Consider the following 23,651-nt stretch of genomic DNA (forward strand, 5'->3'; position numbering starts at 1 on the left):
ACGGCCGGCAGCACCGCCGCCGCCCTTCTCGAGCTGCTCGATGCGGTACTCGTAGTCGGTCTGCATCTTCTCCATCTGCTGCTGCAGCTGGGCATTGCGATGCTGAAGCTGCTCGATCTGCCCGGTCATCATGGTGAGCGTTTGCTGGAGCTGATTGAGCCTGTCCTCGACATAGACGGAATCGCCGCGCTGAGCGGCGGCGGCCGTGGGCAGGGCGAGAACGAGGGCAGACAGAAGCACGAGGCGCGACGGAATGATTTTCATGGCAGCGGTAGTTTCACACCAAACGCGGCCATTTTCAGGCATGGCCACCTTGCCTCCAAACGAAAACGCCGGTCGTGAGCGACCGGCGTCTGTGCAAAAGGCTGGTAGCCCTTACTGCAGCGCGCTGACGGCGCGGCGGTTGCGGGCCCAGGCGGCTTCGTCGGAGCCGACCGGATCGGGGCGCTCCTTGCCGTAGCTGATGGTCTTCAGGCGCGCGGCCGGGACACCCTGGGCAATCAGGTACTGCCGCGCCGCGTTGGCGCGCCGCTCGCCGAGGGCCAGGTTGTACTCGCGCGTGCCGCGCTCGTCGCAATGACCTTCGATGGTGACCTGATAGTTGCCGTACTTCTTCAGCCACTCGGCCTGGCGGTTGAGCGTCTGCCGACCCTCAGCGTTGATGGTCGACATGTCGGTATCGAAGAACACGCGATCGCCGACATTCTGGCGGAAGTCGCCGACCGAACCCGGAGCTACGGACGTGGTCGCGGCTGACGCCTGCTGGTCATTGGTGTTGCTGCTGCAGGCCGCGATGACAACCATCGCTGCCATGGCCATCCAAGCCTTGATCATGCGCATATTCGATCCACTCCCTGACAAAATCGACCCGGGCGCCAGGTACGCTCGGGTCGACAAAAAAGATCATATATTCCGCTATTGCGGAATCAAGGGCGACCAGGCCGGATCCGAGGCATCGGTCGGCGTCGGCACCTGACGTTCAAAGCGGCCCGTGATGTCGACCTGATGCAGGGTAACTGCGCCCGCCCGGCCTCCACCGCTCGGCTGTCCGCGGAAGAACATGATCACCCGGCCGTTCGGCGCCCAGGTCGGACCTTCGACGAGGAAGCCGCTGGCCAGCATGCGCTCGCCGCTGCCGTCGGGCCGCATCACGCCGATGCCGAAGCCACCGGAGGAGATCTTGGTGAAGGCGATGAAGTCGCCGCGCGGCGACCAGACCGGCGTGGCATAGCGGCCCTCGCCGAAGCTGATGCGCCGTTCGCCGCCGCCGCCCGAGCTCATGACGTAGAGCTGCTGCGCGCCGCCGCGATCGGAGTTGAAGACGATCTGCGAGCCGTCGTTGGAGAAGCACGGCGAGGTGTCGATGGCCGGCGTGTTGGTCAGGCGCCGGAGCTGGCGGCCGCGCACGTCCATCTCGTAGAGGTCGCTGTTGCCGTCGGCCGAGATGCTCATCACGACCTTGGTGCCGTCGGGCGAGAAGCGCGGCGCGAAGCTCATGCCGGGGAAGTTGCCGAGGAGTTCGCGGCGGCCCGAATCGACGTTCTGCAGGTAGACGCGCGGCGGCGTGTTGTTCTCGCCGTACGCCATGTAGACGATTTCCTGCAGGGTCGGCGAGAAACGCGGCGTCAGCGCAATGGTACGGCCATCGGTGATGTAGCGGTTGTTGGCGCCGTCCTGGTCCATGATGGCGATGCGCTTGGTGCGGTTGTTGCCCGGGCCGGACTCCGAGACATAGGCCACGCGCGTGTCGAAGTAGCCCTCCTCGCCCGTCACGCGCTTGTAGATCGCGTCGGCGATGATGTGGGCGAGACGCCGCCAGTTGCTGGGCTGGCTGGTGAAGGAAAGTCCGGTCGCCTGCTGGCCGACCACGACGTCCCACAGGCGGAAGTCGACCTTGATGTTGCCGCCGGACTGCACGACCTGGCCGACCACGAGACCGGCGGCGCCGATCTGGCGCCAGCTCGGGAACTGCGGCGGCGACGTGGCGTCGACATTCTGCTGAATGTAGGAGCCTTGCGGGATCACGCGGAACAGGCCGGAGTTCTGAAGGTCGTTGCGGATGACGCCGGCCATCTGTGCGCCGACCGAATCACCCTTGAAATCGACGATGGCGATCGGCACCGGCTCGAAAGAGGGCCGCGTCATGTCGATCGTGAGCTGCGCGCGCGCCGGCATTGCGGCTCCGGCTGCAAGCGCAACGCCACCCATCATGGTCAATCGTCGGGGAAGCTTCATATCGAACCTCGTCTTCTTGGGCGTGGTTTGTATAGCGTGAGGGGCTCTAATAGTCGCGCGGATCGAAGTTGAAAGTAATCGTCTTCCAGCTCGAGAATTTTTCTGGTGACAACGGCCAGGGCTGGCAGCGGGGATTCATGATCGCGCGATGCGCGGCGTCGGCGGCGGCGCGGAAGACCGGATCGCTGCCGTAGCGTCCCGTATCGCGCACCACGGCCTGCACCGGCGTGCCGTTCTGATTCATGTCGACGACCAGTGTTATGATCATGCCCTGATCGCGCGCGCCGCCCTGCGTGTTCCAGCACGGTCTGATCTTTTGACGCACGCCTTCGATCTCGCTCGCCGTAACGACGGAGGCGAGCTGAGGCGCGGCGGGTGCCTGGCGCGTGATCTGCTGCACAGGCTTGGGCTGCTGCTCGGGCGTCTGCACCTTCTGGTTCGACTGCTTGTTCTTCAGGATGTCATCCAGGAGTGCATCAACGCGGTCGGGCTTCGGAGGTTGCGGCTTGGGCGGCGGCGGCTTCGGCGGCTCGGGCTTCTTCACCTCGGCAGGCTTCGGCGGCTCGGGCGGCTTCTTCTCCTCGACCTTGGGCGGCTCCGGCTGCTTGGGCTTCAGCGCCACGGCGTCCTCGACCGGCTTGGCGGCTTCGGTCTTGGGCTTTTCCTCCGGCTTTGGCGGCTGCGGCTTGGCCTCCGCCACTTCGGGCTTGGGCACCGGCGGCGCCGGCGGCGGATCGGCCGTCTTGGGCGGCGGCGCCTTGGTGGTTTCCTGGGCGATCGGCGCGTCCTTGGGCTGCGGCGGCGGGTTGCCCAAGGTCGGCGCCGCCGCCTTCTTGTCGATCGCCTCGAACTCGACCATCACCGGCTCGGGCTCCATCGGCGGCGGCTTGCCGAAGAAGTCGAGATTTAGGATCGCCGCCCCCAGCACGAAGACATGCACCATCGCCGACACGATGGCCGGTGTGCGCATCTCCAGGCTGGAGGGGTGACGGTCGAACATCGCGCGCTGCGTCTCCTCGATCAGCGCCGCGGCGTCGGCGCAGGCGTCGGTGCCGATTGTCCGCGCGGCGCGGCGGGCGCCGGCTGCTGGGCGGGGGCAGGGCTCACCGTTCCCATGCCCTTGCCGAGCGCCTGTGCCTGCTCGCCGAGCAGGCCGAGCTGGCGGAAGCCGCTCTCGATCACCACGCCCATGACTTCCATCATCTTGCCGTAGTCGACCGCCTTGTCGCCGCGCATGAACACGCGCTGGTCGGGCTTCTCCTCGTGCACCGCCTTCAGCTTGGCGCCGAGTTCGGCGATGTCGTACTTCGTCTCGCCGAGGAAGACCTCGCCCTGCGCATTCACCGAGACCACCAGCGGCTCGTCCTTGCCGCCGACCTGCTGGGCGCTGGTCTTGGGCAGGTCGACCGGCACGCCGACCTGCAGCAGCGGCGCGGTGATCATGAAGATGATCAGCAACACCAGCATGACGTCGACCAGCGGCGTCACGTTGATGTCGGCGATCGGGGTGTAGCTCCGTCGCCGGAACCTGCCGCCGGACGATCCCGAGCCGGCCGCCGGAATGATGCCCGCCATCAGACCTGTTCCTCGAGCTGGCGGGACAGGATCGTGATGAACTCACCGGCGAAGGCTTCGAGCTGCTGAGCGTAGCGCGAGACCTGGCCCGACAGGATGTTGTAGGCGCCGGCCGCCGGGATGGCGGCGACCAGGCCGATGGCGGTGGCGAACAACGCTTCGGAGATGCCGGGCGCCACGACCGCGAGCGAGGTGTTCTTCGACTGGGCGATATGGCTGAAGCTGTTCATGATGCCCCACACAGTGCCGAACAGACCGACGAAGGTGGCGTTGGCACCGACCGTCGCCAGGAAGCCCAAACGCTTTTCGATCGCCTCCATCTCGCGCTGGATGGTGACGCTCATCACCTGTTCGATGCGCTGACGGAGTGCCGCGCGCGCCGTGGCGCTCGCCGCCAGGCCCTTGGAAACCGAACGCCGCCATTCGCGCATCGCGGCCGAGAAGATGCTCGACATGGGATCGTCCGGCTTGCCGCCGACGCGATCGTAGAGATCCTCCAGCGACACGCCCGACCAGAACGTATCCTCGAAGGCCTGGGCGCTGCGCTTCAGCGAGCGCAACCGCAGCACCTTCTCGAAGATGATCGCCCACGACCAGAATGAAGCCAGCAGGAGCAGGATCATGATCGCCTTGACGACCCAGTCGGCCTGCATGAACAGGCCGTACACGGACATGTCGATCGACCCTGTGCCGCCGCCGAGGGGGGCACCGGCGACCTGCGCAAACGCGTCCATTTTAGTTTCTCCGTTTGTCCAAGGGTTATATCCGAATATGGCGCGAGCGGGGCGAGCCGCTGGGAGACCCCAGCGGCTTCCCGCTCACAGCGACCTGGGCCAGAGCAGTCCGCACGTGCGGCGGCAATCGGACCGGCCGACCGCCGTCACCCATGCAGGCAACGACAAGTTCGGCGCGGACCAGGGTTTCTTCACCGCGGCGCGCATGCTGGAGCATATCCAGCGAAGCGCCGCGCAATTCGCCGCAGCTCGTGACGATCTCGACCGTATCGTCCAGGCGGGCGGGCTTCAGGTAGTCGATGGCGCAACGGCGCACGACCCAATTGATTCCGCGTTCATCGCGCAACGCCGAATGTTCCTGGCCGAGCAGCCGCAGCAGCTCGGTGCGGCCGCGTTCGAGGAAGCGCAGCCAGTTGGCGTAGTAGACGATGCCTGCGGCATCGGTGTCTTCGTAATAGACGCGCAGCGGCAGAACGTGCACGCCGTGGTCGATCCGGCCAGAAGTCGGCATTGAGGTGGGCCCGGGGAGCGGCATGTTCACCCCTCCTCCGCCGCATTGCCCGCGAGCAGGTCGAGCTGCTGCTTCTGCGCCTTCGGCATCGCGATTCCGAGGTGACGGTAGCCGCCTTCGGAGAGCAGCCGCCCGCGCGGGGTGCGCATCAACAGGCCGAGCTGCATCAGATAGGGCTCGATGACATCCTCGATGACGTCGCGCTGCTCGGCGAGCGCTGCCGCCAGCGTCTCCGCACCGACCGGGCCGCCGCCGTAATTGTCGGCGATGCAGGCGAGATAGCGCCGGTCCTGGGCATCGAGGCCGCGGCCGTCGATTTCGAGCCGGGTCAGTGCCGCATCGGCTACCTTGGCATCGACCGTGGCGTTGCCGCCGACCGACGCGAAGTCGCGTACGCGGCGCAGCAGGCGGTTGGCGACTCGCGGCGTGCCCCGCGAGCGCTTGGCGATCTCGGCCCCGCCATCCTTGGCCATCTGCATCTTGAGCACGCGCGCGGCGCGCTGGACGATCGTCTCCAGCTCGGCCGGTTCGTAGAAGACCATGCGCAGCGGAATGCCGAAGCGCTCGCGCAGCGGCCGCGTCATCAGGCCCGAGCGCGTGGTGGCGCCGACCAGCGTGAAGGGCGGCAGCTCGATGCGCACGGAGCGCGCGGCCGGCCCCTCGCCGATCATAAGGTCGAGCTGGAAATCCTCCATCGCCGGATAGAGGACCTCTTCGATTGCAGGATTGAGACGGTGGATCTCGTCGATGAAGAGCACATCGTGCGGCTGCAGGTTGGTGAGCTGGGCGGCGAGATCGCCGGCCTTCTGGATCACCGGCCCCGAGGTCGCGCGGAAACCCACGCCCATCTCGCGCGCCACGATCTGCGCCAGCGTCGTCTTGCCGAGGCCGGGCGGCCCGTGGAACAGCACGTGATCCAGCGCCTCGCCGCGCGACTTGGCCGCCGCGATGAAGATCTTGAGGTTCTCGCGAACCTGCTTCTGGCCGATGAAATCGTCGAGGGTCTGCGGCCGCAGCGCCAGCTCGGCGACATCCTCTTCCGTACGCTTGGGCGCGACGAGCCGCTCCGGCCCCTGTCCCAATTGGGCATTCATCGCGCAAGCTCCTGCAGGCCGGCGCGGATCACGGCGTCGAGCTGGGCTTCAGCCCCCAGCCGCTGGGTCGCGCGCGCCACGGCCCCAAACGCCTCGACCCGCTTGTAGCCGAGATTGACCAGCGCCGAGACGGCATCCTCGTTGATCGAACCGCCCGTCGCTGCCGGGCTGTTGGCGTTGGCTGGCATCGCCGCAGCGGGCGCCACGCCGAAGGCGGCCGCCTTGTCCTTCAGCTCGGTCGCGAGGCGCGCGGCGAGCTTCGGGCCCACGCCGGCCGGACGGCTGAGCGTGGCGCGATCCTGGGCGGCAATCGCCCGCGCGATCTCGGCGGGGGCCAAAGTCGAGAGGATCGAAAGCGCCACCCTTGCGCCCACACCCTGCACCGTCGTCAGGATGCGGAACCAGTCGCGCTCCGCCGTCTCGAGGAAGCCGTAGAGCGCAATCGCATCCTCGCGCACGATGGTCTCGACCAGCATCGTCGCCGGCCCGCCGACGGCGAGATCGCGCAAGGTGCGCGCAGAGGCGGAGACGAGATAGCCGACGCCGCCGACATCGATGACGGCGCTGTCGGTATCGACCGAGTCGACCAGGCCCTTCAGCTTGGCGATCACTGCACGGCCTCGACGTGTCGGGCGGCCAGTTGACGGTGGGCACGGTGATGGGCGTGGCAGATCGCAACGGCGAGCGCATCGGCGGCATCGGCACTGGCTTCGACGCCCGGCAGAAGACGGCCCACCATCATGGCGATCTGGCGCTTGTCGGCATGGCCTGCGCCCACCACCGACTTCTTCACGAGATTCGCCGCGTATTCGTACACCGGCAGACCCGCCCGCGCCGGCGCCAGCAGCACCACGCCGCGCGCCTGGCCGAGCTTCAGGGTCGAACCCGGATTGACGTTCACGAAGGTCTCCTCGACCGCAGCCTCGACCGGCCGCTGCGCCTCGACGACAGCAACGATGCCGCCGAACAGTTCATTCAGCCGCTCCGCCAGGCTACCCGTCGTCGCCACCTTGATGACGCCATGGGCCACGTGGCGCAGCCTGTTGCCATCGACATCGATCACCCCCCAGCCGGTCAGCCGCAGCCCTGGATCGAGGCCGATCAGTCTCATCCCGCCCGGCTCAGGCCGCGAACTTGGCCAGAGCGTCGTCCGACACCTCGAAATTGGCGTAGACGTTCTGGACGTCGTCGTTGTCTTCGAGTGCCGCGATCAGGTCGAGCAGGGTCTGCACTGTGTCGCCCTCGATCGGGGCGCCCGTCTTGGGCCGCCACGTCAGCTTGGCGACCGTCGGCTGGCCGAGCGACTTCTCCAGCGCCTCGCGCACCGAACTGAAACTCTCCTGGGCGCAGTAGATCTCGTGGACCGCCCCCTCGCCCTCGCCGCTCACCACGTCGTCGGCGCCGGCGTCGATCGCCTTTTCCAGCACCTCGTCGGCCGAGCCGGCCGACAGCGGGAAACGAAACTCGCCCAGCCGGTCGAACATGAACGAGACGCTGTTGGACTCGCCCAGATTGCCGCCATGCTTGGAGAAGATCGACCGCACTTCGCCGGCGGTTCGGTTGCGGTTGTTGGTCAGCGCCTCGACGATCAATGCGACGCCCGCCGGACCGTAGCCCTCGTAGCGCACCTCGTCGTAGTTCGCGTCTGCATCCGAGCCCGAGCCGCGCTTGATTGCCCGGTCGATCGTATCGCGCGTCATGTTGGCTTCGCGCGCCGCGATCATCGCCGCGCGCAGGCGCGGATTGGACGCCGGGTCGGCTGCGCCCAGACGGGCGGCGGTCGTGATCTCTCGGATCAGCTTGGTAAAGATCTTGGCCCGCACGGCGTCCTGACGACCCTTGCGGTGCATGATGTTCTTGAATTGGGAATGGCCAGCCATCGCCCGACAACCAGATTAAGTGAGAATGAAGGGCCGGCTATACCACTTCTCGTGGGTTTTGGCAGGCTCGGGACCGAATTAGAGGGCTTCCGGGCAAAAAAAGGCGGGGGCCGAAGCCCCCGCTAAAAAACGTCGGAACCTAGATTCCGACGCCCCCTCTAACCTTGAAGACAGTTCGCCGTACTGGCGAAAAACCGTTTAACATCAAAAGGATGCCGGTTTTTCCCCAGGCCGTCAATGACCGTCTTCAAGACACCTCTAATAGCTATATGCGACATCTGTGAGATACAAGATGCTGCAGGCTACATGGTGGGAGCCAGCCGCCCTCCCAACCGTATCGGCCGTATGGATTTAGCCCGCCCGGTCCGGTCGTCGGTTTCGACGACCGCTGCGCATAAAGTGCCTTCGCCTTCGGCCGGCGCCAGCCTTTCGCCCGGCATCTTCCGGATGAACCGCTGGATGGCGATCTCCTTCTTCATGCCGATGACGCTGTCGTAGTCACCGCACATGCCGACGTCGGTCTGGTAGGCCGTGCCGCCAGGCAATATCCAGCCGTCGGCCGTCGGGACATGACTGTGAGTGCCCAGCACCGCCGAGGCCCGTCCGTCGCAATAGTGACCGATCGATTGCTTCTCGCTGGTCGCTTCGCCGTGGACGTCGACCAGGATGAAGTGTGCGGTGCTGCCCAGCGAGTACTTCGCAAGCTCCGCCTCGACGGCGCGGAACGGATCGTCGAGCGCGTCCATGAACAGCCGGCACATCACGTTTACGACGACGACCTTCTGGCCGCGCAGCGTCTGGAACAGGTTGGCGCCCCAGCCCGGCGTGCCGGGCGGGAAGTTGATCGGGCGCAGCAGGCGCTTGTCCTGCGCGATATACGGAATGATCTCGCGCTGGTCCCAGGCGTGATTGCCGGTGGTAATGCAGTCGACGCCAACTTCGTGCATCTCGGCGCAGATCTTGGCGGTAATGCCGAAACCTGCCGCCGCGTTCTCGCCATTGACGACGACAAAATCGAGGCCCAGTTCGCGCCGCAGCCGCGGCACTTCCTTAAGAACGACATCGCGGCCGGCCCGACCGACAACATCGCCGCAAAACATGACTTTCATGACCTAGACAAACGCCGAAGCACGCCGGTCGGTCAACAGCCAATCGAGTCGCTGGTCGTCCGGCCCGTGCGGTACTTCGGGCAGGAGCTGCCCGTCGAACCCCACGCCGATGGCCGTGACCGGCTGCTTTCGGCGCAGTTCCTCGATCGTGCGATCGTAGAAGCCGCCGCCATAACCCAGGCGCCAGCCTTCGCGATCGCAGGCCAGCAGCGGCACCAGAAGGGCATCGGGCTCGACGGCCTCGCATCTTGACAATGGCTGGACCGTGCCGAACACGCCCGCTTCGAGGGCATCGCCCGGCCGCCAGACGCGAAACAGCAGACGCTGCCCCCGCCCCTGCACGACAGGCAGCGCAAGCGTGCAGCCCTCGGCGTGCAGCTCCGTCATCAGCGGCCGGAGGTCGATCTCGTCCTTGATCGGCCAGAAGCCCGAAACGGTCGATGGTATCTCGAAGGGCTTCTCGGCGCGCAGCGTCGCGATCACCCCCTGCGCTGCAGCACGGCGCGCTTCGTCGTCGAGGCCGCGCCGCCAGGCCAGCATGGCCGCGCGCAGGGTCCGCTTGGCGTCGTTAAGGGTCATGCGGTGGAGGAAAGCAAGGTGGGGCGGCTCCACGATGGGCCGTGGCTCGTAGAACCTCCAAGGCCTGCAAAAGCAGGTGGGCGTCGTGTAGCCAAGACCACGGTCAAGGCCAGGAACAACTCCCAGGAGTTCTTATTGGCCCCGGGGTTTTAAGCGAACCACGCACCGCGCAGAAATCCGCCCCATCTCTAACTTAGGCATTCGGGGCGGCTGCCGCAATGTACGCACCTGCAACACAGGTGGCCGATCAGGCCGCGCCGCTGACCTTCTTCTGCATCTTGTCGACGCGCGCTGTGATCAGATCTTCGAGTGCGGTGGCAAGCGTCTCGGCGCTGTCGGTCGCCGTGGCGCGCGCGCTTTCGGCGGCTTTGGCGATGCCGCGCGCTTCGCGGCTCTCGTCCGCGAGCATCAGCGCGGCGAACACCAGCAGCTTCACCTCGGGAGCACCGGGCGGCAGCTGCAAGCGAAGCTCGCACACCTTCTCGTCAACATAGGCGGCCAGTTCCTGGACGCGCGCTTCTTCGCCTTCACCACAGGCGAGCTCATAGGTACGACTGGCGATCTGGATCGAAACCAGCGGCATTTTCCGCGTCTCCTGTTTTTGCGCCGTATTCGGCGTCTGAGGGGACACGCACTTTGCCACGTCGCGTTCGGCAAAGCACCCCTACATATGGGGTTAGCAGGGGATCGTTACTGCTGGTCGGCTGCGAGCAGCGAGCGGATGTATTCCATTGCGCGTTCGAGACGGGCTTCGACTTCGAGCGCGACCTTCTTCAGCTCTTCATGCTGACGCTCGACCTTGTCCAAACGCTGCGCGAGTTCGTCAGCGCGCACGCGTTCGACGCGCAGCCGCTCGTCGACCATCGACTCGAGGCGGCTCAACGCGTCATCGACACGGTCCCGCGCGCTCGCTGTCCTGGACATCTCTCTCCCGCCAGCGGGTGGCAGTGATTCGCCCGGCTGCATCTGCTCCATCGTTCAAGGATAAGTGGTGCGCCTGTTAGCGGTCAACATCTTGGCCCAGTTGGCCTTAATCTCCCGCAATATGTTGGTTTCGCAGCCGGTTTTGCGCATTGACGCGCCATGGGGTGGTCGGCATGTTGCGCGCCATCCCAAAAGGCCTACGCAATTAAGGACAAAATGACCGAACAGACCGCCGCCTCGCGCGACATGGCGAATGCCATCAGGGCCCTGTCCATGGACGCCGTGCAGCAGGCCGACTCGGGACATCCCGGCATGCCGATGGGCATGGCCGATGTAGCGACGGTGCTGTTCACCAAGTTCCTGAAGTTCGATGCGTCGGAACCCAACTGGCCCGATCGCGATCGCTTCATCCTTTCGGCCGGCCACGGCTCGATGCTGCTCTACTCGCTGCTGTATCTCACCGGCTACGCCGACATGACGCTCGACGAGCTGAAGAAGTTTCGCCAGCTCGGCAGCCGCACCGCCGGCCATCCGGAGTACGGCCATGCCAGCGGCATCGAGACGACCACGGGTCCGCTCGGCCAGGGCCTCGGCAACTCGGTGGGCTTTGCCCTGGCCGAGCGGCTGCTCGAAGCGCGCTTCGGCCGCGACCTGGTCGATCACTTCACCTACGTGATTGCCGGCGACGGCTGCCTGATGGAAGGCATCGGCCAGGAAGCGATCACGCTGGCCGGCCATCTCGGCCTCGGCCGCCTGATCGTGCTGTTTGACGACAACGGCATCTCGATCGACGGGCCGACCTCCCTCTCGACCTCGGAAGATCACAAGAAGCGCTTCGCCGCCGCCGGCTGGCATGTGCTGTCGGTCGACGGCCACGATGCCGAAGCCGTCACGCGCGCCATCCGCAAGGCGCGTAACGTCACCGACAAGCCCTCGCTGATCGCCTGCAAGACGGTGATCGGCTATGGCGCGCCCACCAAGGCCGGCACCGCCGCCACGCACGGCTCGCCGCTCGGCAAGGACGAGATCGCCGGCGCCCGCGAGAAGCTCGGCTGGAGCCACGCTCCGTTCGACATTCCCGAGGCGGTGTTCAGCGCCTGGCGCAAGGTCGGCGCACGCGGCAAGACGGCCCGTCGCAAGTGGACCAAGCGCCATGCCGACATGCCGGCGGAGGACCGCGCCGAGTTCGACCGCCGCATGAAGGGCGACATCCCCGCCGCCGTCGGCGAGGCAATTGACGCCTTCAAGACCAAGGTCGCTGCCGACAAGCCCGCCTGGGCCACGCGCAAGTCGAGCCAGGAAGTGCTCGAGGTCATCAACCCGGTGCTGCCCGACACGATCGGCGGCTCGGCCGACCTGACCGGCTCGAACAACACCAAGACCGCGACCCTCAAGCCCGCCACCAAAGCCGATCCGGCCGGCCGCTACGTCTATTACGGCATCCGCGAGCATGCGATGGCCGCGGCCATGAACGGCATGGCGCTGCATGGCGGCGTCATTCCCTATGGCGGCACCTTCATGGTGTTCACCGACTATTGCCGGCCCTCGATCCGCCTTTCCGCTCTGATGGGCATTCGCGTCATCTACGTGATGACCCATGACTCGATCGGCCTGGGCGAAGACGGTCCGACACACCAGCCGGTCGAGCATCTGGCGGCGCTGCGCGCCATTCCCAACCTGAACGTGATGCGCCCGGCCGACGCCATCGAGACGGCGGAATGCTGGCAGATCGCGCTCGAGGCCAAGAAGACGCCCAGCATCATCGCACTGACCCGGCAGAACCTGCCGACGGTGCGCGATGCCGGCGACGGCAACCGCTGCGCGCGGGGTGCGTACATCCTGGCAGGCGACGCTTCGGCGCCGATCCGGCTGATCGCGTCGGGCTCGGAAGTACAGCTTGCGCTAGGCGCGCGCGACCTTCTGGCCGCGGAAGGACTGACGGCCGCTGTCGTCTCGATGCCCTCGTGGGAACTGTTCGAGGCTCAGGACGATACTTATCGCCGGGAAGTCTTGGGCGGCGACGACACGGTGCGCGTCGCCTGCGAAGCGGCGGCTGGCTTCGGCTGGGAACGCTGGCTCGGCGCCAAGGGGGCGTTCGTCGGCATGAAGGGCTTTGGCGCATCGGCCAAGGCCTCCGATCTCTACAAGCATTTCGGCATTACTGCCGAGGCGATCGCCGCGGCAGCGCGGCGGCTGACACAATAACGGAGGGACCAATGGCTGTTCGGGTTGCAATCAACGGCTTCGGCCGCATCGGCCGCAATGTCATGCGCGCCATCATGGAATCGGGCCGCAAGGACATCGAAGTCGTGGCCATCAACGATCTCGGCCCGGTCGAGACCAACGCCCACCTCTTCCGCTTCGACTCCGTGCACGGCCGCTTCAACGGCGACGTGAAGGTCGACGGCGACACGATCGACGTGGGCCGCGGCAAGATCAAGGTTACGGCCGAGCGCGATCCTTCCAAGCTGCCGCACAAGGCGCTGGGCGTCGACATCGCGCTCGAGTGCACGGGCTTCTTCACCTCGAAGAAGGCGGCTTCGGCCCATGTCGAAGCCGGCGCCAAGCGCGTGCTGGTCTCGGCCCCGGCCGATGGCGCCGATCTCACGGTGGTCTATGGCGTGAACCACGACAAGCTCACCAAGGACCATATCATCGTCTCCAACGCCTCGTGCACGACCAACTGCCTGGCGCCGGTAGCCAAGGTGTTGAACGACGCGGTCGGCATCGACCATGGCTTCATGACGACGATCCACGCCTACACCGGCGACCAGCCGACGCTCGACACGATGCACAAGGATCTCTACCGCGCCCGCGCGGCGGCGATGTCGATGATCCCGACCTCGACGGGTGCAGCCAAGGCCGTCGGCCTCGTGCTGCCGGAGCTGAACGGCAAGCTCGACGGCGTGTCGATCCGCGTGCCGACGCCCAACGTCTCGGTCATCGACTTCAAGTTCGTCGCCAAGCGCAAGACCGACAAGGACGAGATCAACAAGGCGGTGAAGCTCGCCGCTGCCAACCAGCTCAAGGGCATCCTGGGCTGGACCGACCAGCCCAACGTCTCGATCGACTTCAACCACGATCCGCACTCCTCGACCTTCCACATGGACCAGACCAAGGTCATGGACGGCACGCTGGTGCGCGTGATGAGCTGGTACGACAACGAGTGGGGCTTCTCGAACCGCATGGCCGACACCGCCGTCGCCATGGGCAAGCTCTAAGGGCAAGCTCTGAGCTTGCGGCTGACAGCCGAGCCGCTGACGCGGCTTGGCTTCGCACCCTTCGGCGACGTCCTCGACGTCCCGAGCGAGGCCGGGCGCCTCTACTACGATGATGCGCTCGGCAACCTTCGCCCTCAGGCGAAGCCCAGCCTCTCCCTGAGCTTCAAGCTGCCGACGACCGATCGGCCCTTGCAGGCAGAGTTGCTGGAACGTCATGAATTCTCCTCGCAAAGCTTCGTGCCGCTCGATGTCAGCCGCTGGCTGATCGTCGTCGCGCCGCACGCCAGGCAAGTCGGCCCCGACCGCGCCGCCGCCCGCGCCTTCGTCGCCACGGGCGCGCAGGGCGTGACCTATCGCGCCGACACCTGGCATCACGGCCTCACGGTGCTCGATCGCCCGGCACGCTTTGCGATCTTCATGTGGCGCGACGGAACCGCGACCGACGAGGAATTCGTTCCCGTCAGCCCCTTCACGGTAGACATCCCCGGCCTCTAAGCTGCGCCCATGGCGGCGGACGAGATCGTTGTGGTGCAGGACTGGCGGCAGACCGAAGCTGCGTTGCTGGCGGCGCGTGCTGCGGGCACCACACCGACGCTGATCACGCCCGAGGATGCCGCGTCGCGCTACGGCGCGGGCTATCTCGGCGCGTTGCAGGCGCGCGCGCGCCGGGAATTTCCCGATGTCGCCTTCACGCTGATCGTCGACTGCGGCGATGCGCCGGGCTACGCGCTCGCCTGCCTGCGCGCCGGCGTCACGCGAATCTCGATGCGCACCTGGAATGAAAAAGTCGCCGACATCGCCCGTCAGATGGGCGCCGAACTGGTGAGGAGACCGTCATGAGCTGGCAACCGACCCGCGACTTCATCGGCTATGGCGCCAACCCACCCGATCCCAAATGGCCGGGCGGCGCGCGGATCGCGCTGAACTTCGTCGTGAACTACGAGGAAGGTTCCGAGCCCTCGATGCAGGATGGCGAGGGCTACACCGAGACCGGCCTCACTGAATCGAGCACCTCCTCCATCGGCCTCAAAGGACGCGACCTTGCGGGCGAGAGCATGTTCGAGTTCGGCAGCCGGGTCGGCTTCTGGCGCATCCAGCGCGCCTTCCTCGAACGCGGCCTGCCGCTCACCGTGTTCGGCTGCGCGCTGGCCCTGGAGCGCAATCCAGAGGCTGCCCAGGCGATCCGCGCCGCGGGCTGGGACGTCTGCTGCCACGGCTGGCGCTGGGTGCGCCACTTCCAACTCTCCGAGGAAGAGGAGCGCGAGCACATTCAGAAGGCGATCGCGTCGCTGAAGAAGACGGTCGGCGAGCGGCCGGCCGGCTGGTACTGCCGCTATGGCCCCAGTGTGAACACCCGCCGCCTGCTGGTCGAGGAAGGCGGCTTCACCTACGATTCGGACTATTACGGCGAGGAGCTGCCCTTCTGGCAGACCGTCGAGGGCAAGCCGCATCTGGTGGTGCCCTATTCGCTCACCAACAACGACGGCAAATATGCCGCCGGCATGGTCCATGCCGAGCAATGGTTCGGGCTGGTCCGCGACGCTTTCGACGTGCTTTACCGCGAGGGCGCCACCGCACCCAAGATGATGTCGGTCGGCCTGCACCAGCGCCTGATCGGCCATCCGGGCCGCATGGCGGGCCTCTGGCGGTTCCTGGACCATGTCCAGAAGCACCAGGGCGTCTGGGTCACGGGCCGTCTGGACATTGCCAAACACTGGATTGCCACACACCCCTACTCCGGCAAGGGCTTGAACGAATAGGCTACCGCCGCTATCACCGGCCCCGTCGATTTCGGTTGCAATGAACCGCTTGGGAGCTGGCCCGTGAAGATTACCCGTACCGTCAAGAAGATCCTCGACAACTACGAGAGCGATTGCCCCGGCACGAAGGCCAATCTGGCCCGCATCCTCATGCACGGCCGCCTGGGCGGCTCGGGCAAGATGGTCATCCTCCCGGTCGACCAGGGCTTCGAGCACGGCCCGGCCCGCTCCTTCGCGCCGAACCCCGACGCCTACGATCCGCACTACCACTACCAGCTCGCCATCGACGCCGGGCTGAACGCCTATGCCGCCCCGCTCGGCCCGCTCGAGGCCGGCGCCGACACGTTCGCGGGCGCCATCCCGACCATCCTCAAGGTCAACTCGGCGAACTCGCTGTCGACCAACAAGGACCAGGCCGTCACCGCCTCGGTGATGGACGCGCTGCGTCTCGGCTGCTCGGCGATCGGCTTCACGATCTATCCGGGCTCGGAAGACCAGTACGAGATGATGGAAGAGATCCGCGAGATGTCGGAGGAGGCCAAGTCGGTCGGCCTCGCCGTCGTCATGTGGTCCTATCCGCGCGGCGGCAAGCTCGACAAGGCGGGCGAGACGGCGCTCGACGTCTGCGCCTATGCCGCCCATATCGCCGCCCTGCTGGGCGCCCACATCATCAAGGTGAAGCCGCCGACGGACGTGCTGTGGCAGCCCGAGGCGAAGGCCGCCTACGAGAAGGCCAATGTCGACAAGTCGACGCTGGCCGCGCGCATCAAGCATGTCATGCAGGCCACGTTCAACGGCCGCCGCATCGTCGTCTTCTCCGGCGGCGAAGCGAAGGACCTCGAAGGCCTGTTCACCGAGATCCGCGGCCTGCGCGACGGCGGCGCCAACGGCTCGATCATCGGCCGCAACACCTTCCAGCGCCCGCGCGACCAGGCGCTCGACATGCTCGACAAGATCATCGGCATCTATCAGGGCAAGATGTAAGCTACGCCGTAATATCTAGTCATTCTTGGGCGTTGGGTAACCTCCGGGTCATCCAACGCCCTTTTTCATGGGCTGTTGCCGACGGTTTGCCCAAGCCGGAACTCCGGGCGCAGGCCGGACCCGCATACGATCGCTGCCCGTCTTGAGAAACGACCTCGTAGACTCGGCCCCATCGCAATCGTCAGTTGGCGGGAACGACGCAACAGGCGCGCCGTTGCCGTCGATCATGAAGGACCTGAGCGCGCGCTTAGTGTTGGGATCGGAATCCGTCACCGGAGTAAAGTCATGAGCAGCTTGGCAGACGCCATCAAGGTCGCGGCCGCCTTGCGTGATCAGCAGAGGTACAGCGAGGCCATAGACCTTATCGAAAAGGCGCTGGCGGCCGCCGCCCCCAACGACCTTCTCCGCCTCGATGCGAACCGCGAGGGCCTGCGCGCCGCAGAGGCAGCCGGTAGCCCCATGCTCGCCAAGAGGTTCGCCGATGCGATTGCCATTCAGGAACCGGACCACGATCCCGACGAGGATTAGTTTGGTCCATCTTGGCCAGGGCTAGCTTGAATAAGCTGACCTTTGTTGTTTCCGGCTGGGCGCACCATGCGGCCAGTTGATCAGTGTGTTCTTCACCCGAACACATACGCGCAGATAGCAGTACGGCTCTGGCGATGTGCCGGCGCTCTAGTTGCGCTTGTAGAAGTCGGTTCCCGTTCGGACCCTGGGCCGCCCTTCGGCCGCGTCGTGATAGACAAGCACCCATTCGACGGCGAGCCGGCCGTCGCGGAAGTATCCGGTCCAGGACGTGATCGACTTGCAGTCCGTCGACCCGCTCTTCCACTTAGTCGTGTAGGAGATCATGTCGCCATCGAGCCAGCCTGCGATCGGGAAGGCGACGCCGCGGCATTCGTAGCTGGGGAGTTGTTGGCATAGGTGCCCGAGACGCTGCCATCCGGGCCGATCGAGCGGATGACGAGCTGCGATCCATGATCGTTTGCCCAGGTCCCCTCGCGTCCCGCGGATGACTGGGCCTGTACGACAACCGACATCGACAACAGAAACGCAATGCACGCGAAGAGTCGGATCATGTCTGGATTCTCGTCGTCCGTTCGTCTGAGAAATCACCTTATCCTACGGCAACCCTATTTGCATCTATTGTGCTGATACAACCGATCATGTATTTTCGCGGCAATCTCGGGGGAGCGAAAACTCAGTGAGCGTAAAGTCTTCGGCCGCTGCCTGCGGTCTCGTCGCAGGATGGCTTTTCTGCGGGTCCGCCCAGGCGCAATCGTGGAACACCTACGACAACTACACCGCCCTCACGATCCCCTTCGCCAGCGGGGCCATGACGGCCAGCAACCCCGGACAGATCTACCTTCAGGTCGGAAACGGCTCGCCGACCAAGTTCACCATGGATACTGGCTCGACCGGGATCACGGCCACGCCGGACAACTACACGCCCGGCCCTAACGACCAGAATCTCGGCCCCGGCCAGCTCATCTACAACAGCAGCGGCATCATCGAGAACGGCACCTACTGGCTGACCAACGTCAATATCCAGAACGGCGCGGGCAACACGGTCGCGACGGCGCAGGTGAAAATCCTTCAGGTCACCAGCATCACCTGCCAAGCCAATGCCCGCGGCTGCACGGCCAATCCCAATCCGACCGGCACCGCCTTCATGGGCATCGGCTTCGATCGCGGTTCGGCGCAATCGGTGCCGTCCACCGCCAACATGAATCCCTTTCTCAATCTCACGTCGCTGGCATCGGGCCAGCCGGTGAGCACCGTCCGCCCGGGCTATCTCATCACCGACAGCAGCGTCACCCTGGGCATGTCCACACAGCTCACGCAGAACTTCGCCTTCGTGAAGCTGACGCCCAACACCGCCATGCCGTCGGAAGTCTGGAATGCCGCCACGATGACGGTGTCGGCCGGTGGCGCGACCGGGACGGGCTCCATCCTGCAGGACAGCGGCATCAACTACATGTTCCTGACGCCGCCTGCCGGCGCCACGCTGCAGACCGCGGCATGCCCCACCCCGCCCGGCGGCAAGAACTGCATCGTCCCCGGCAGCAACGCCCAGATTTCGATCTACCTGCCGGGGCAGAGCACGGTGCAGCCGGCGTTCTACACCTTCACCACCGGCACGACCGGCAATGCACTCCAGCCTAACGTCGTCGACGTCGTGGGCGGATCGGCCGTCTATGTGAACACGGGCCGCGAGTTCTTCGAAGGCTTCGACTATCTCTACGACGCGGCCGGCGGCTATGTCGGCTATCGCTGGAACGGCAAGGTCAGCAGCGCCTATGGCGGCACGACGCCCGTCCTGTCGCTGCAAAACACCGTCAACCTGGCCAGCGGCTTCTCCACCACCCTGCCGGTCCTTCTGGCCGGCGATACCATGCTTATGCAACAGGGCACCGGCACGTTCGGCGCATCGGTCACGGGCACCAGCAGCAATCTCACGGTCGGCAGCGGCTCGATTGCCTTCAACGCTCCCGTCACGCTCGGCACCGGCAACTTCACCGTCCAGCAGGGTCAGGCGACGATCAACACCAGCCTGTCGGCGGCGACCATCACCATCGGCCCTCAAGGCATATTGGGCGGCAACGGAACCCTCGTCGGCAATGTCGTGCACAGCGGCGTGCTGTCACCCGGCAACTCGATCGGAACGATCACCATCGTCGGCAACTACACGCAAACGCCGGGCGCCTTCACCTATCTCGCCGAAGTCGCCGGTTCGTCGATCAGCGACCGGATCAACGTCACGGGCACGGCGACGCTGCAAGGCGGCACCGTGGGCGTTGCCGCCGCGCCGGGCACCTATGCCCCGCGCACGACCTATACCATCCTGAATGCCGGCGGCGGCATCATCGGCACCTACGCGAACGCCGTCAGCAACTACCCCTTCCTGCAGCCGAGCCTCAGCTACGACGCCAACAATGTCTATCTGACCCTGCAGGTCGGAGGCTTCGCCCAGGCCGCGCAGACGCCGACACAGGCGGCCGTCGGCGCCGTGCTCGACGCCAATGCGGGCAACGCAACCGGCGATTTCGCCACGGTGCTCGGCGCGCTCTCGACGCTGACGGCCAGCCAGGGCCAGGCCGTCCTGACATCCATCAGCGGCCAGAACTATGCCGGCTTCTCCACTGCGATGGTGCAGAACGCGCAGCTGTTCATGAGCAACTTCTCCGCCCAGGCGGGTGGCAGCGGCAGTCTTCGCGGCAGCAGCCGTGTCGCGCTGGCCGAAGCGTGCACCGTCGCCTGCGATACGACGACGCCAGCGCTGTGGGGCGCCTGGGGCGGCGCGCTCGGCGGCCTGGGTACGGTCGGCAACGGCGTGAACACGGGCGCCGTCACCTACAATGTCGGAGGCTTCGCCGCCGGCCTCGACCGCCTCGTTGCACCCGGCCTGCGCGCCGGCGTCACCGTCGGCTACACCAGCGGCACGCAATGGGTCGCAGGTTTCGACGGACGCAGCGTTTCCGACACGATCCAGACCGGCCTCTACGCCAACTACAACGAAGGCAAGGTCTACGCCGACGCCATCGTGGGCTACGCCTACAGTTCCAACCAGATGTGGCGCAACATTCCCGTCCCGGGCCTCGCCACGCGCACGGCGCAGGGCATCACGGGCGCCAACCAGTTCTACGGCCAGATCGAGGGTGGCTACCGCTTCGACTTCGGCGGCGACAGCAGCGCCTTCGTCACCCCCTTCGCTCGCCTGCAGGCCTTCACGGCAACCCAAAATGCCTTCACCGAGACCAATGCAGGCGCGCTGAACCTCAGCGTCGCCGCGCAGACGACCAACTCGCTGCGCACGGTGCTGGGCGCCCAGCTCGGCGCTTCGATGGACATGGGCTGGCGCGAGCGCCTGGCCATGCAGTTCCGGCTGGGCTGGAGTCACGAGTTCGGCGATGTGGCACGACCCGTGACGGCAACCTTCGCCGGTGCAGCCGCAATGCCGTTCACGACCTACGGCGCTTCACCGCAACGCGATGGCGTCGTACTAGGCTTTGCCGCCAATACCGCCATCGCCCAGGGAACGACGGCCTTTCTGCGCTATGAGGGCGACATCTCGGGGCAGGACAGTGCCCATGCCCTCACTGCCGGCGTGCGCATCGTCTGGTAATTGGTGCTAGAGATCGGGCCGACCAACAGAAGGTACGTCCCGATATGACCGACCGCGTACCGGCGGCCCCAAGCTGCCGGCTCTATCTCATCTCGCCGGAGCGTATCGACCATCCGGCGCTGTTCGCCGACGAGCTGCGTGCGGCCCTGTCGGGTGGCGACGTTGCGGCCTTCCAGCTCAGGCTGAAGGACGCGGGCGACGAGGCGATCATCCGCACCGCCGACACGCTGCGGCCGATCTGCCAGCAGCGCGACGTCGCCTTCATCCTGAACGACCGGCCCGACCTCGCGGTGAAGCTCGATTGCGACGGCGTCCATGTCGGCCAGGACGACATGCCCTACATGGAAGCGCGACGCATCGTCGGTCCGGACCGGCAGGTCGGCGTCACCTGCAAGGCCTCGCGCCACCTCGCCATGGAAGCCGCCGAAGCCGGCGCCGACTATGTTGCCTTCGGCGCGTTCTTCCCGTCCGGCACCAAGGCCGTGACGACGCCCGCCGATCTCGAGATCCTCGAATGGTGGAGCGGCCTGATGGAAGTGCCGTGCGTGGCCATCGGCGGCATCACCGTCGAGAACTGCCGGCCGGTGGTCGCGGCCGGCGCCGACTTCCTCGCCGTCGCGGGCGGCGTATGGAACTACAAGGACGGCCCCGAGGCCGCGGTCCGCGCCTTCAACGAGATCTTCGCAGCCAGTTCGACCTAGGCCATCGCCGGCACCGGCTCGCCGGTGAGGAAGCCGCGCTCAGCGCACCGGCAGCCACAAGACGTCCTCGATGTGCTTGGCGCCGGTCGCCAGCATGACGAGGCGGTCGAAGCCGAGCGCGATGCCGGCGCAATCCGGCAGCCCATGGTCGAGGGCGGCAAGGAAATCGTCGTCGACCGGCCAGCGGACACCGTAGAGCTCTTCCTTCATGTCCATGTCGGCTTCCAGCCGGTCCGCCTGGATCTCCGGATCGGTCAGCTCGCCGAAGGCGTTGGCCAGTTCGACGCCGCAGACATAAAGCTCGAAGCGCTCGGCCACCCGCGGATCGCCTGCCTTGGCGCGGGCCAGCGCCGCCATGGAGATCGGGTATTCGCAGAGGATCGTCGGCCGGCCCATGCCGAGCCGCGACTCGATCTTCTCGAACATGACGCGGAAGAAAACATCGTCCCAGCTGTCGCCTGCATGCATGGCGATGCCTGATGCTGCCGATAGCGCATCGGGATTGCCGAGGGTGGCAAAGAGATCGACGCCGGCGTAGCGCTGGAACGCTTCCACCACCGTCAGCCGCTCGGGCTCGGCCAGGGGATCGCAGACATGCTCGCCCCAGCGCAGTTCCTTGACGCCGGTCTGTCGCAGCAACGCGGCGCAGTCGGCCATGATGTCCTCGTAGCCCGCGCCGGCGCGATACCATTCCAGCATCGTGAACTCAGGATGATGCAGTGCCGAACCCTCGGCATTGCGGAAAACGCGCGCGAACTGGAACAGTTTGGGAATGCCGCCTGCCAGCAGCTTCTTCATGGCGAATTCCGGCGAGCTGTGCAGCCAGCGTTCGCGCTCCTCGCCGTCGGGCAGTTCCCAGTCGGTCACGAAGCCGGCGAGATGGACTTCCGCGCCGGGCGCCACCTGCAGGATCGGCGTCTCGACTTCGACGAAGCCCTCGCCGCCAAACCACTCTCGAAGCGCCGCCTGCAATCGGTTGCGCGCCTGCAGGTTTGGCAGGCGGCGAGCAAGTTTGTCGGGGCGCCATTCGGTCATGCTCCAACATCGCATGCGGCGACGTCGGCGTGTAGGGTGCCGCCATGACTCCCAAGCAGATCGACGCCTTCTGTTCCAAGTTGCCGGGTGCAACGCGCACCGTGCAGTGGGAAGGCGTGACGGTCTTCAAGGTCGGCGGCAAGATGTTCTGCCTGATCGCCCCACCCGACCATTCGGTCGCGCGCCTCTGCTTCAAATGCGCACCCGAGCATTACGACGCGCTTTCCCGCTCCGAGGGCTTCCGGCCGGCGCCCTACCTGGCCCGCGCCAAGTGGGTTGCACTGGACGACCCCAAGGTGCTGACGCCGGCCGAGACCAAAGCCTACCTCAAGCGGGCCCATGCCGTGATCGCCGGGGCCCTGCCCCGGAAGAAACGGGTCGAATTGGGCTTCTGAGGCCCCGGTTGCGACCCCCGGCTGCCTTTGATAGAAGGCCGCGCCGGCCTCGTCCCGCTCCCGCGGACGGGGCCGAATTCCATTTTTCCGACCCAGCGGTAAATCCATGAAAGTCCAAGTCAATTCGATCCGCGCCGGCAACGTCATTGAATACAATGGCAAGCTCTGGGTCGCGGCCAAGGTGCAGCATATCAGCCCCGGCAAGGGTGGCGCGTTTGTGGCTATCGAGGCCAAGGCGCTGCGCGAAGGCAACAAGCTGCAGGAGCGCTTCCGCTCGGGCGAGACCATCGAGCGCGTCCATATCGACGAGCGCGAGTGCACCTACCTGTTCAAGGACGAGAACGGCTACACGTTCATGGACAAGGAGACCTTCGAGCAGCTCACCGTCGGCGCCGACGTGCTGGACGAGGATCAGGCCAAGTTCCTGCAGGACGGCATGGAAGTCACCGTATCGCTCTACGAAGGCACGCCGGTCGGCGCCGAGCTGCCCAAGACCGTGGTCCTCGCGGTCACCGAGGCCGATGCCGTGGTGAAGGGGCAGACCGCCTCTTCTTCCTACAAGCCCGCGATCGTCGAAGGCGGCGTCCGCGTGATGGTGCCCCCGCATATCGGTGTCGGCACGCGCCTGGTGATCAACACCGAAGACGGCAGCTACATCGAACGCGCCAAGGACTGAGCACACACGTGGCCCTCCCCTACGACCGCCCTCCCCGCGAGAAGCCCGTCGCCCGCGTCGGCCGTGCGCCCCTGGGCGAAGGCCGCGAGCGCTCGGGTCCGCCCGAACGCAA

At 66.0% G+C, this 23,651-nt stretch carries 28 protein-coding genes, 1 other RNA gene and 1 pseudogene; 11 read left to right on the forward strand and 19 right to left on the reverse strand.

Annotated elements, in window-relative coordinates:
- From BN60_RS30925 to BN60_RS14295, 16 genes and pseudogenes are all read right to left on the reverse strand, one after another.
- Window positions 1-264, reverse strand: a pseudogene (locus BN60_RS30925) (YbgF trimerization domain-containing protein); the annotation flags it as partial.
- Between the two features lie 111 nt (window positions 265-375).
- Window positions 376-834 (reverse strand): peptidoglycan-associated lipoprotein Pal, encoded by a 459-nt coding sequence (gene pal, locus BN60_RS14230; RefSeq protein ID WP_342626621.1) that lies wholly within the window; start codon window positions 832-834, stop codon window positions 376-378.
- 81 nt (window positions 835-915) lie between these two features.
- On the reverse strand, window positions 916-2,235 hold the full coding sequence (gene tolB / locus BN60_RS14235; protein ID WP_043283933.1) for a Tol-Pal system beta propeller repeat protein TolB: 1,320 nt from the start codon (window positions 2,233-2,235) through the stop codon (window positions 916-918).
- Between the two features lie 46 nt (window positions 2,236-2,281).
- Window positions 2,282-3,235, reverse strand: coding sequence for a hypothetical protein (locus BN60_RS30930; RefSeq protein WP_020696756.1), 954 nt, complete (start codon window positions 3,233-3,235; stop codon window positions 2,282-2,284).
- A gap of 20 nt (window positions 3,236-3,255) precedes the next feature.
- Complete coding sequence (tolR, locus tag BN60_RS14245) at window positions 3,256-3,810, reverse strand: protein TolR (protein ID WP_020696757.1); 555 nt, start codon at window positions 3,808-3,810, stop codon at window positions 3,256-3,258.
- Window positions 3,810-4,544, reverse strand: a complete 735-nt coding sequence (tolQ, locus tag BN60_RS14250) for a protein TolQ (RefSeq protein ID WP_020696758.1) — start codon at window positions 4,542-4,544, stop codon at window positions 3,810-3,812. Before tolQ ends, tolR begins: the two co-directional genes overlap by 1 nt.
- Before the next feature lie 25 nt (window positions 4,545-4,569).
- Window positions 4,570-5,079 (reverse strand): tol-pal system-associated acyl-CoA thioesterase, encoded by a 510-nt coding sequence (gene ybgC / locus BN60_RS14255; protein WP_342626632.1) that lies wholly within the window; start codon window positions 5,077-5,079, stop codon window positions 4,570-4,572.
- Between the two features lie 2 nt (window positions 5,080-5,081).
- Window positions 5,082-6,149 (reverse strand): Holliday junction branch migration DNA helicase RuvB, encoded by a 1,068-nt coding sequence (ruvB, locus tag BN60_RS14260; RefSeq protein ID WP_020696760.1) that lies wholly within the window; start codon window positions 6,147-6,149, stop codon window positions 5,082-5,084.
- Complete coding sequence (ruvA, locus tag BN60_RS14265; protein WP_020696761.1) at window positions 6,146-6,760, reverse strand: Holliday junction branch migration protein RuvA; 615 nt, start codon at window positions 6,758-6,760, stop codon at window positions 6,146-6,148. Before ruvA ends, ruvB begins: the two co-directional genes overlap by 4 nt.
- Complete coding sequence (gene ruvC, locus BN60_RS14270; protein ID WP_020696762.1) at window positions 6,757-7,260, reverse strand: crossover junction endodeoxyribonuclease RuvC; 504 nt, start codon at window positions 7,258-7,260, stop codon at window positions 6,757-6,759. The genes ruvA and ruvC overlap by 4 nt, the downstream gene beginning before the upstream one ends.
- 10 nt (window positions 7,261-7,270) lie before the next feature.
- Window positions 7,271-8,029 (reverse strand): YebC/PmpR family DNA-binding transcriptional regulator, encoded by a 759-nt coding sequence (locus tag BN60_RS14275; protein WP_020696763.1) that lies wholly within the window; start codon window positions 8,027-8,029, stop codon window positions 7,271-7,273.
- Between the two features lie 302 nt (window positions 8,030-8,331).
- Window positions 8,332-9,138: a TIGR00282 family metallophosphoesterase gene (locus BN60_RS14280; RefSeq protein WP_043283936.1), complete on the reverse strand. Its 807-nt coding sequence runs from the start codon at window positions 9,136-9,138 to the stop codon at window positions 8,332-8,334.
- Window positions 9,139-9,141: 3 nt separating this feature from the next.
- On the reverse strand, window positions 9,142-9,750 hold the full coding sequence (locus tag BN60_RS14285) for a 5-formyltetrahydrofolate cyclo-ligase (RefSeq protein ID WP_148283426.1): 609 nt from the start codon (window positions 9,748-9,750) through the stop codon (window positions 9,142-9,144).
- Window positions 9,740-9,896: non-coding RNA, 6S RNA (ssrS, locus tag BN60_RS29685), on the reverse strand. The genes BN60_RS14285 and ssrS overlap by 11 nt, the downstream gene beginning before the upstream one ends.
- Before the next feature lie 68 nt (window positions 9,897-9,964).
- Entirely contained in the window at window positions 9,965-10,300 is a 336-nt protein-coding gene (locus BN60_RS14290) for a cell division protein ZapA (RefSeq protein ID WP_020696766.1), read from the reverse strand.
- Window positions 10,301-10,407: 107 nt separating this feature from the next.
- On the reverse strand, window positions 10,408-10,641 hold the full coding sequence (locus tag BN60_RS14295; RefSeq protein ID WP_020696767.1) for a DUF4164 family protein: 234 nt from the start codon (window positions 10,639-10,641) through the stop codon (window positions 10,408-10,410).
- A 216-nt stretch (window positions 10,642-10,857) separates the two neighbouring features.
- Between BN60_RS14295 and tkt the strand changes: the two genes are divergently transcribed.
- The 7 genes from tkt (at window position 10,858) to BN60_RS14330 (ending at window position 17,134) form a co-directional block, all read left to right on the forward strand.
- Window positions 10,858-12,846, forward strand: coding sequence for a transketolase (gene tkt, locus BN60_RS14300; RefSeq protein ID WP_020696768.1), 1,989 nt, complete (start codon window positions 10,858-10,860; stop codon window positions 12,844-12,846).
- 11 nt (window positions 12,847-12,857) lie between these two features.
- Window positions 12,858-13,862: a type I glyceraldehyde-3-phosphate dehydrogenase gene (gene gap, locus BN60_RS14305; protein WP_020696769.1), complete on the forward strand. Its 1,005-nt coding sequence runs from the start codon at window positions 12,858-12,860 to the stop codon at window positions 13,860-13,862.
- 15 nt (window positions 13,863-13,877) lie between these two features.
- The gene (locus BN60_RS14310) at window positions 13,878-14,357 is read left to right on the forward strand and encodes an ureidoglycolate lyase (protein WP_020696770.1); all 480 of its coding nucleotides are present in this window, start codon (window positions 13,878-13,880) and stop codon (window positions 14,355-14,357) included.
- 9 nt (window positions 14,358-14,366) lie between these two features.
- Entirely contained in the window at window positions 14,367-14,702 is a 336-nt protein-coding gene (locus tag BN60_RS14315) for a hypothetical protein (protein WP_020696771.1), read from the forward strand.
- Complete coding sequence (locus tag BN60_RS14320) at window positions 14,699-15,622, forward strand: allantoinase PuuE (protein ID WP_020696772.1); 924 nt, start codon at window positions 14,699-14,701, stop codon at window positions 15,620-15,622. The genes BN60_RS14315 and BN60_RS14320 overlap by 4 nt, the downstream gene beginning before the upstream one ends.
- A gap of 63 nt (window positions 15,623-15,685) precedes the next feature.
- Window positions 15,686-16,606 carry a class I fructose-bisphosphate aldolase gene (locus BN60_RS14325; RefSeq protein WP_020696773.1) on the forward strand — a complete coding sequence of 307 codons (921 nt, stop codon included), beginning with the start codon at window positions 15,686-15,688 and terminating at the stop codon, window positions 16,604-16,606.
- A gap of 285 nt (window positions 16,607-16,891) precedes the next feature.
- On the forward strand, window positions 16,892-17,134 hold the full coding sequence (locus tag BN60_RS14330) for a hypothetical protein (RefSeq protein WP_020696774.1): 243 nt from the start codon (window positions 16,892-16,894) through the stop codon (window positions 17,132-17,134).
- 147 nt (window positions 17,135-17,281) lie between these two features.
- Here the strand turns inward: BN60_RS14330 and BN60_RS30935 are convergent, their stop codons facing one another.
- Together BN60_RS30935 and BN60_RS31825 are read right to left on the reverse strand one after the other, a co-directional pair.
- Window positions 17,282-17,458 (reverse strand): hypothetical protein, encoded by a 177-nt coding sequence (locus BN60_RS30935; RefSeq protein WP_020696775.1) that lies wholly within the window; start codon window positions 17,456-17,458, stop codon window positions 17,282-17,284.
- On the reverse strand, window positions 17,455-17,685 hold the full coding sequence (locus BN60_RS31825) for an avidin/streptavidin family protein (RefSeq protein ID WP_020696776.1): 231 nt from the start codon (window positions 17,683-17,685) through the stop codon (window positions 17,455-17,457). The genes BN60_RS30935 and BN60_RS31825 overlap by 4 nt, the downstream gene beginning before the upstream one ends.
- 125 nt (window positions 17,686-17,810) lie before the next feature.
- On the opposite strand from BN60_RS31825, the gene BN60_RS14340 reads away from it, so the two are divergent.
- Entirely contained in the window at window positions 17,811-20,732 is a 2,922-nt protein-coding gene (locus BN60_RS14340; protein ID WP_020696777.1) for an autotransporter family protein, read from the forward strand.
- 44 nt (window positions 20,733-20,776) lie between these two features.
- The gene (gene thiE / locus BN60_RS14345) at window positions 20,777-21,433 is read left to right on the forward strand and encodes a thiamine phosphate synthase (RefSeq protein ID WP_020696778.1); all 657 of its coding nucleotides are present in this window, start codon (window positions 20,777-20,779) and stop codon (window positions 21,431-21,433) included.
- A 39-nt stretch (window positions 21,434-21,472) separates the two neighbouring features.
- Here thiE and epmA read toward each other — a convergent pair whose 3' ends face one another.
- Complete coding sequence (gene epmA, locus BN60_RS14350; protein WP_020696779.1) at window positions 21,473-22,468, reverse strand: EF-P lysine aminoacylase EpmA; 996 nt, start codon at window positions 22,466-22,468, stop codon at window positions 21,473-21,475.
- Window positions 22,469-22,512: 44 nt separating this feature from the next.
- Between epmA and BN60_RS14355 the strand changes: the two genes are divergently transcribed.
- Both BN60_RS14355 and efp read left to right on the forward strand, forming a co-directional pair.
- Window positions 22,513-22,863: an MmcQ/YjbR family DNA-binding protein gene (locus BN60_RS14355; RefSeq protein WP_020696780.1), complete on the forward strand. Its 351-nt coding sequence runs from the start codon at window positions 22,513-22,515 to the stop codon at window positions 22,861-22,863.
- 106 nt (window positions 22,864-22,969) lie between these two features.
- Window positions 22,970-23,539, forward strand: a complete 570-nt coding sequence (efp, locus tag BN60_RS14360; protein ID WP_020696781.1) for an elongation factor P — start codon at window positions 22,970-22,972, stop codon at window positions 23,537-23,539.
- Window positions 23,540-23,651 lie beyond the last annotated feature (112 nt).

It is taken from the genome of Reyranella massiliensis 521, assembly GCF_000312425.1.
Classification (GTDB): Bacteria; Pseudomonadota; Alphaproteobacteria; order Reyranellales; family Reyranellaceae; genus Reyranella; species Reyranella massiliensis.

Excerpts from the sequence above, each read along its gene's own strand:
- efp (WP_020696781.1), top strand. The coding sequence starts at position 22,970 with ATGAAAGTCCAAGTCAATTCGATCCGCGCCGGCAACGTCATTGAATAC.
- ybgC (WP_342626632.1), bottom strand. The coding sequence starts at position 5,079 with ATGCCGCTCCCCGGGCCCACCTCAATGCCGACTTCTGGCCGGATCGAC.
- gap (WP_020696769.1), top strand. The coding sequence starts at position 12,858 with ATGGCTGTTCGGGTTGCAATCAACGGCTTCGGCCGCATCGGCCGCAAT.
- ruvC (WP_020696762.1), bottom strand. The coding sequence starts at position 7,260 with ATGAGACTGATCGGCCTCGATCCAGGGCTGCGGCTGACCGGCTGGGGG.
- BN60_RS14290 (WP_020696766.1), bottom strand. The coding sequence starts at position 10,300 with ATGCCGCTGGTTTCGATCCAGATCGCCAGTCGTACCTATGAGCTCGCC.
- tolR (WP_020696757.1), bottom strand. The coding sequence starts at position 3,810 with ATGGCGGGCATCATTCCGGCGGCCGGCTCGGGATCGTCCGGCGGCAGG.
- BN60_RS14320 (WP_020696772.1), top strand. The coding sequence starts at position 14,699 with ATGAGCTGGCAACCGACCCGCGACTTCATCGGCTATGGCGCCAACCCA.
- BN60_RS14315 (WP_020696771.1), top strand. The coding sequence starts at position 14,367 with ATGGCGGCGGACGAGATCGTTGTGGTGCAGGACTGGCGGCAGACCGAA.
- BN60_RS30935 (WP_020696775.1), bottom strand. The coding sequence starts at position 17,458 with ATGATCTCCTACACGACTAAGTGGAAGAGCGGGTCGACGGACTGCAAG.
- epmA (WP_020696779.1), bottom strand. The coding sequence starts at position 22,468 with ATGACCGAATGGCGCCCCGACAAACTTGCTCGCCGCCTGCCAAACCTG.
- tkt (WP_020696768.1), top strand. The coding sequence starts at position 10,858 with ATGACCGAACAGACCGCCGCCTCGCGCGACATGGCGAATGCCATCAGG.
- BN60_RS14280 (WP_043283936.1), bottom strand. The coding sequence starts at position 9,138 with ATGAAAGTCATGTTTTGCGGCGATGTTGTCGGTCGGGCCGGCCGCGAT.
- tolQ (WP_020696758.1), bottom strand. The coding sequence starts at position 4,544 with ATGGACGCGTTTGCGCAGGTCGCCGGTGCCCCCCTCGGCGGCGGCACA.
- BN60_RS14330 (WP_020696774.1), top strand. The coding sequence starts at position 16,892 with ATGAGCAGCTTGGCAGACGCCATCAAGGTCGCGGCCGCCTTGCGTGAT.
- pal (WP_342626621.1), bottom strand. The coding sequence starts at position 834 with ATGATCAAGGCTTGGATGGCCATGGCAGCGATGGTTGTCATCGCGGCC.
- BN60_RS31825 (WP_020696776.1), bottom strand. The coding sequence starts at position 17,685 with ATGATCCGACTCTTCGCGTGCATTGCGTTTCTGTTGTCGATGTCGGTT.
- ruvB (WP_020696760.1), bottom strand. The coding sequence starts at position 6,149 with ATGAATGCCCAATTGGGACAGGGGCCGGAGCGGCTCGTCGCGCCCAAG.
- BN60_RS14355 (WP_020696780.1), top strand. The coding sequence starts at position 22,513 with ATGACTCCCAAGCAGATCGACGCCTTCTGTTCCAAGTTGCCGGGTGCA.
- BN60_RS14295 (WP_020696767.1), bottom strand. The coding sequence starts at position 10,641 with ATGTCCAGGACAGCGAGCGCGCGGGACCGTGTCGATGACGCGTTGAGC.
- BN60_RS14275 (WP_020696763.1), bottom strand. The coding sequence starts at position 8,029 with ATGGCTGGCCATTCCCAATTCAAGAACATCATGCACCGCAAGGGTCGT.
- BN60_RS30930 (WP_020696756.1), bottom strand. The coding sequence starts at position 3,235 with ATGTTCGACCGTCACCCCTCCAGCCTGGAGATGCGCACACCGGCCATC.
- tolB (WP_043283933.1), bottom strand. The coding sequence starts at position 2,235 with ATGAAGCTTCCCCGACGATTGACCATGATGGGTGGCGTTGCGCTTGCA.
- thiE (WP_020696778.1), top strand. The coding sequence starts at position 20,777 with ATGACCGACCGCGTACCGGCGGCCCCAAGCTGCCGGCTCTATCTCATC.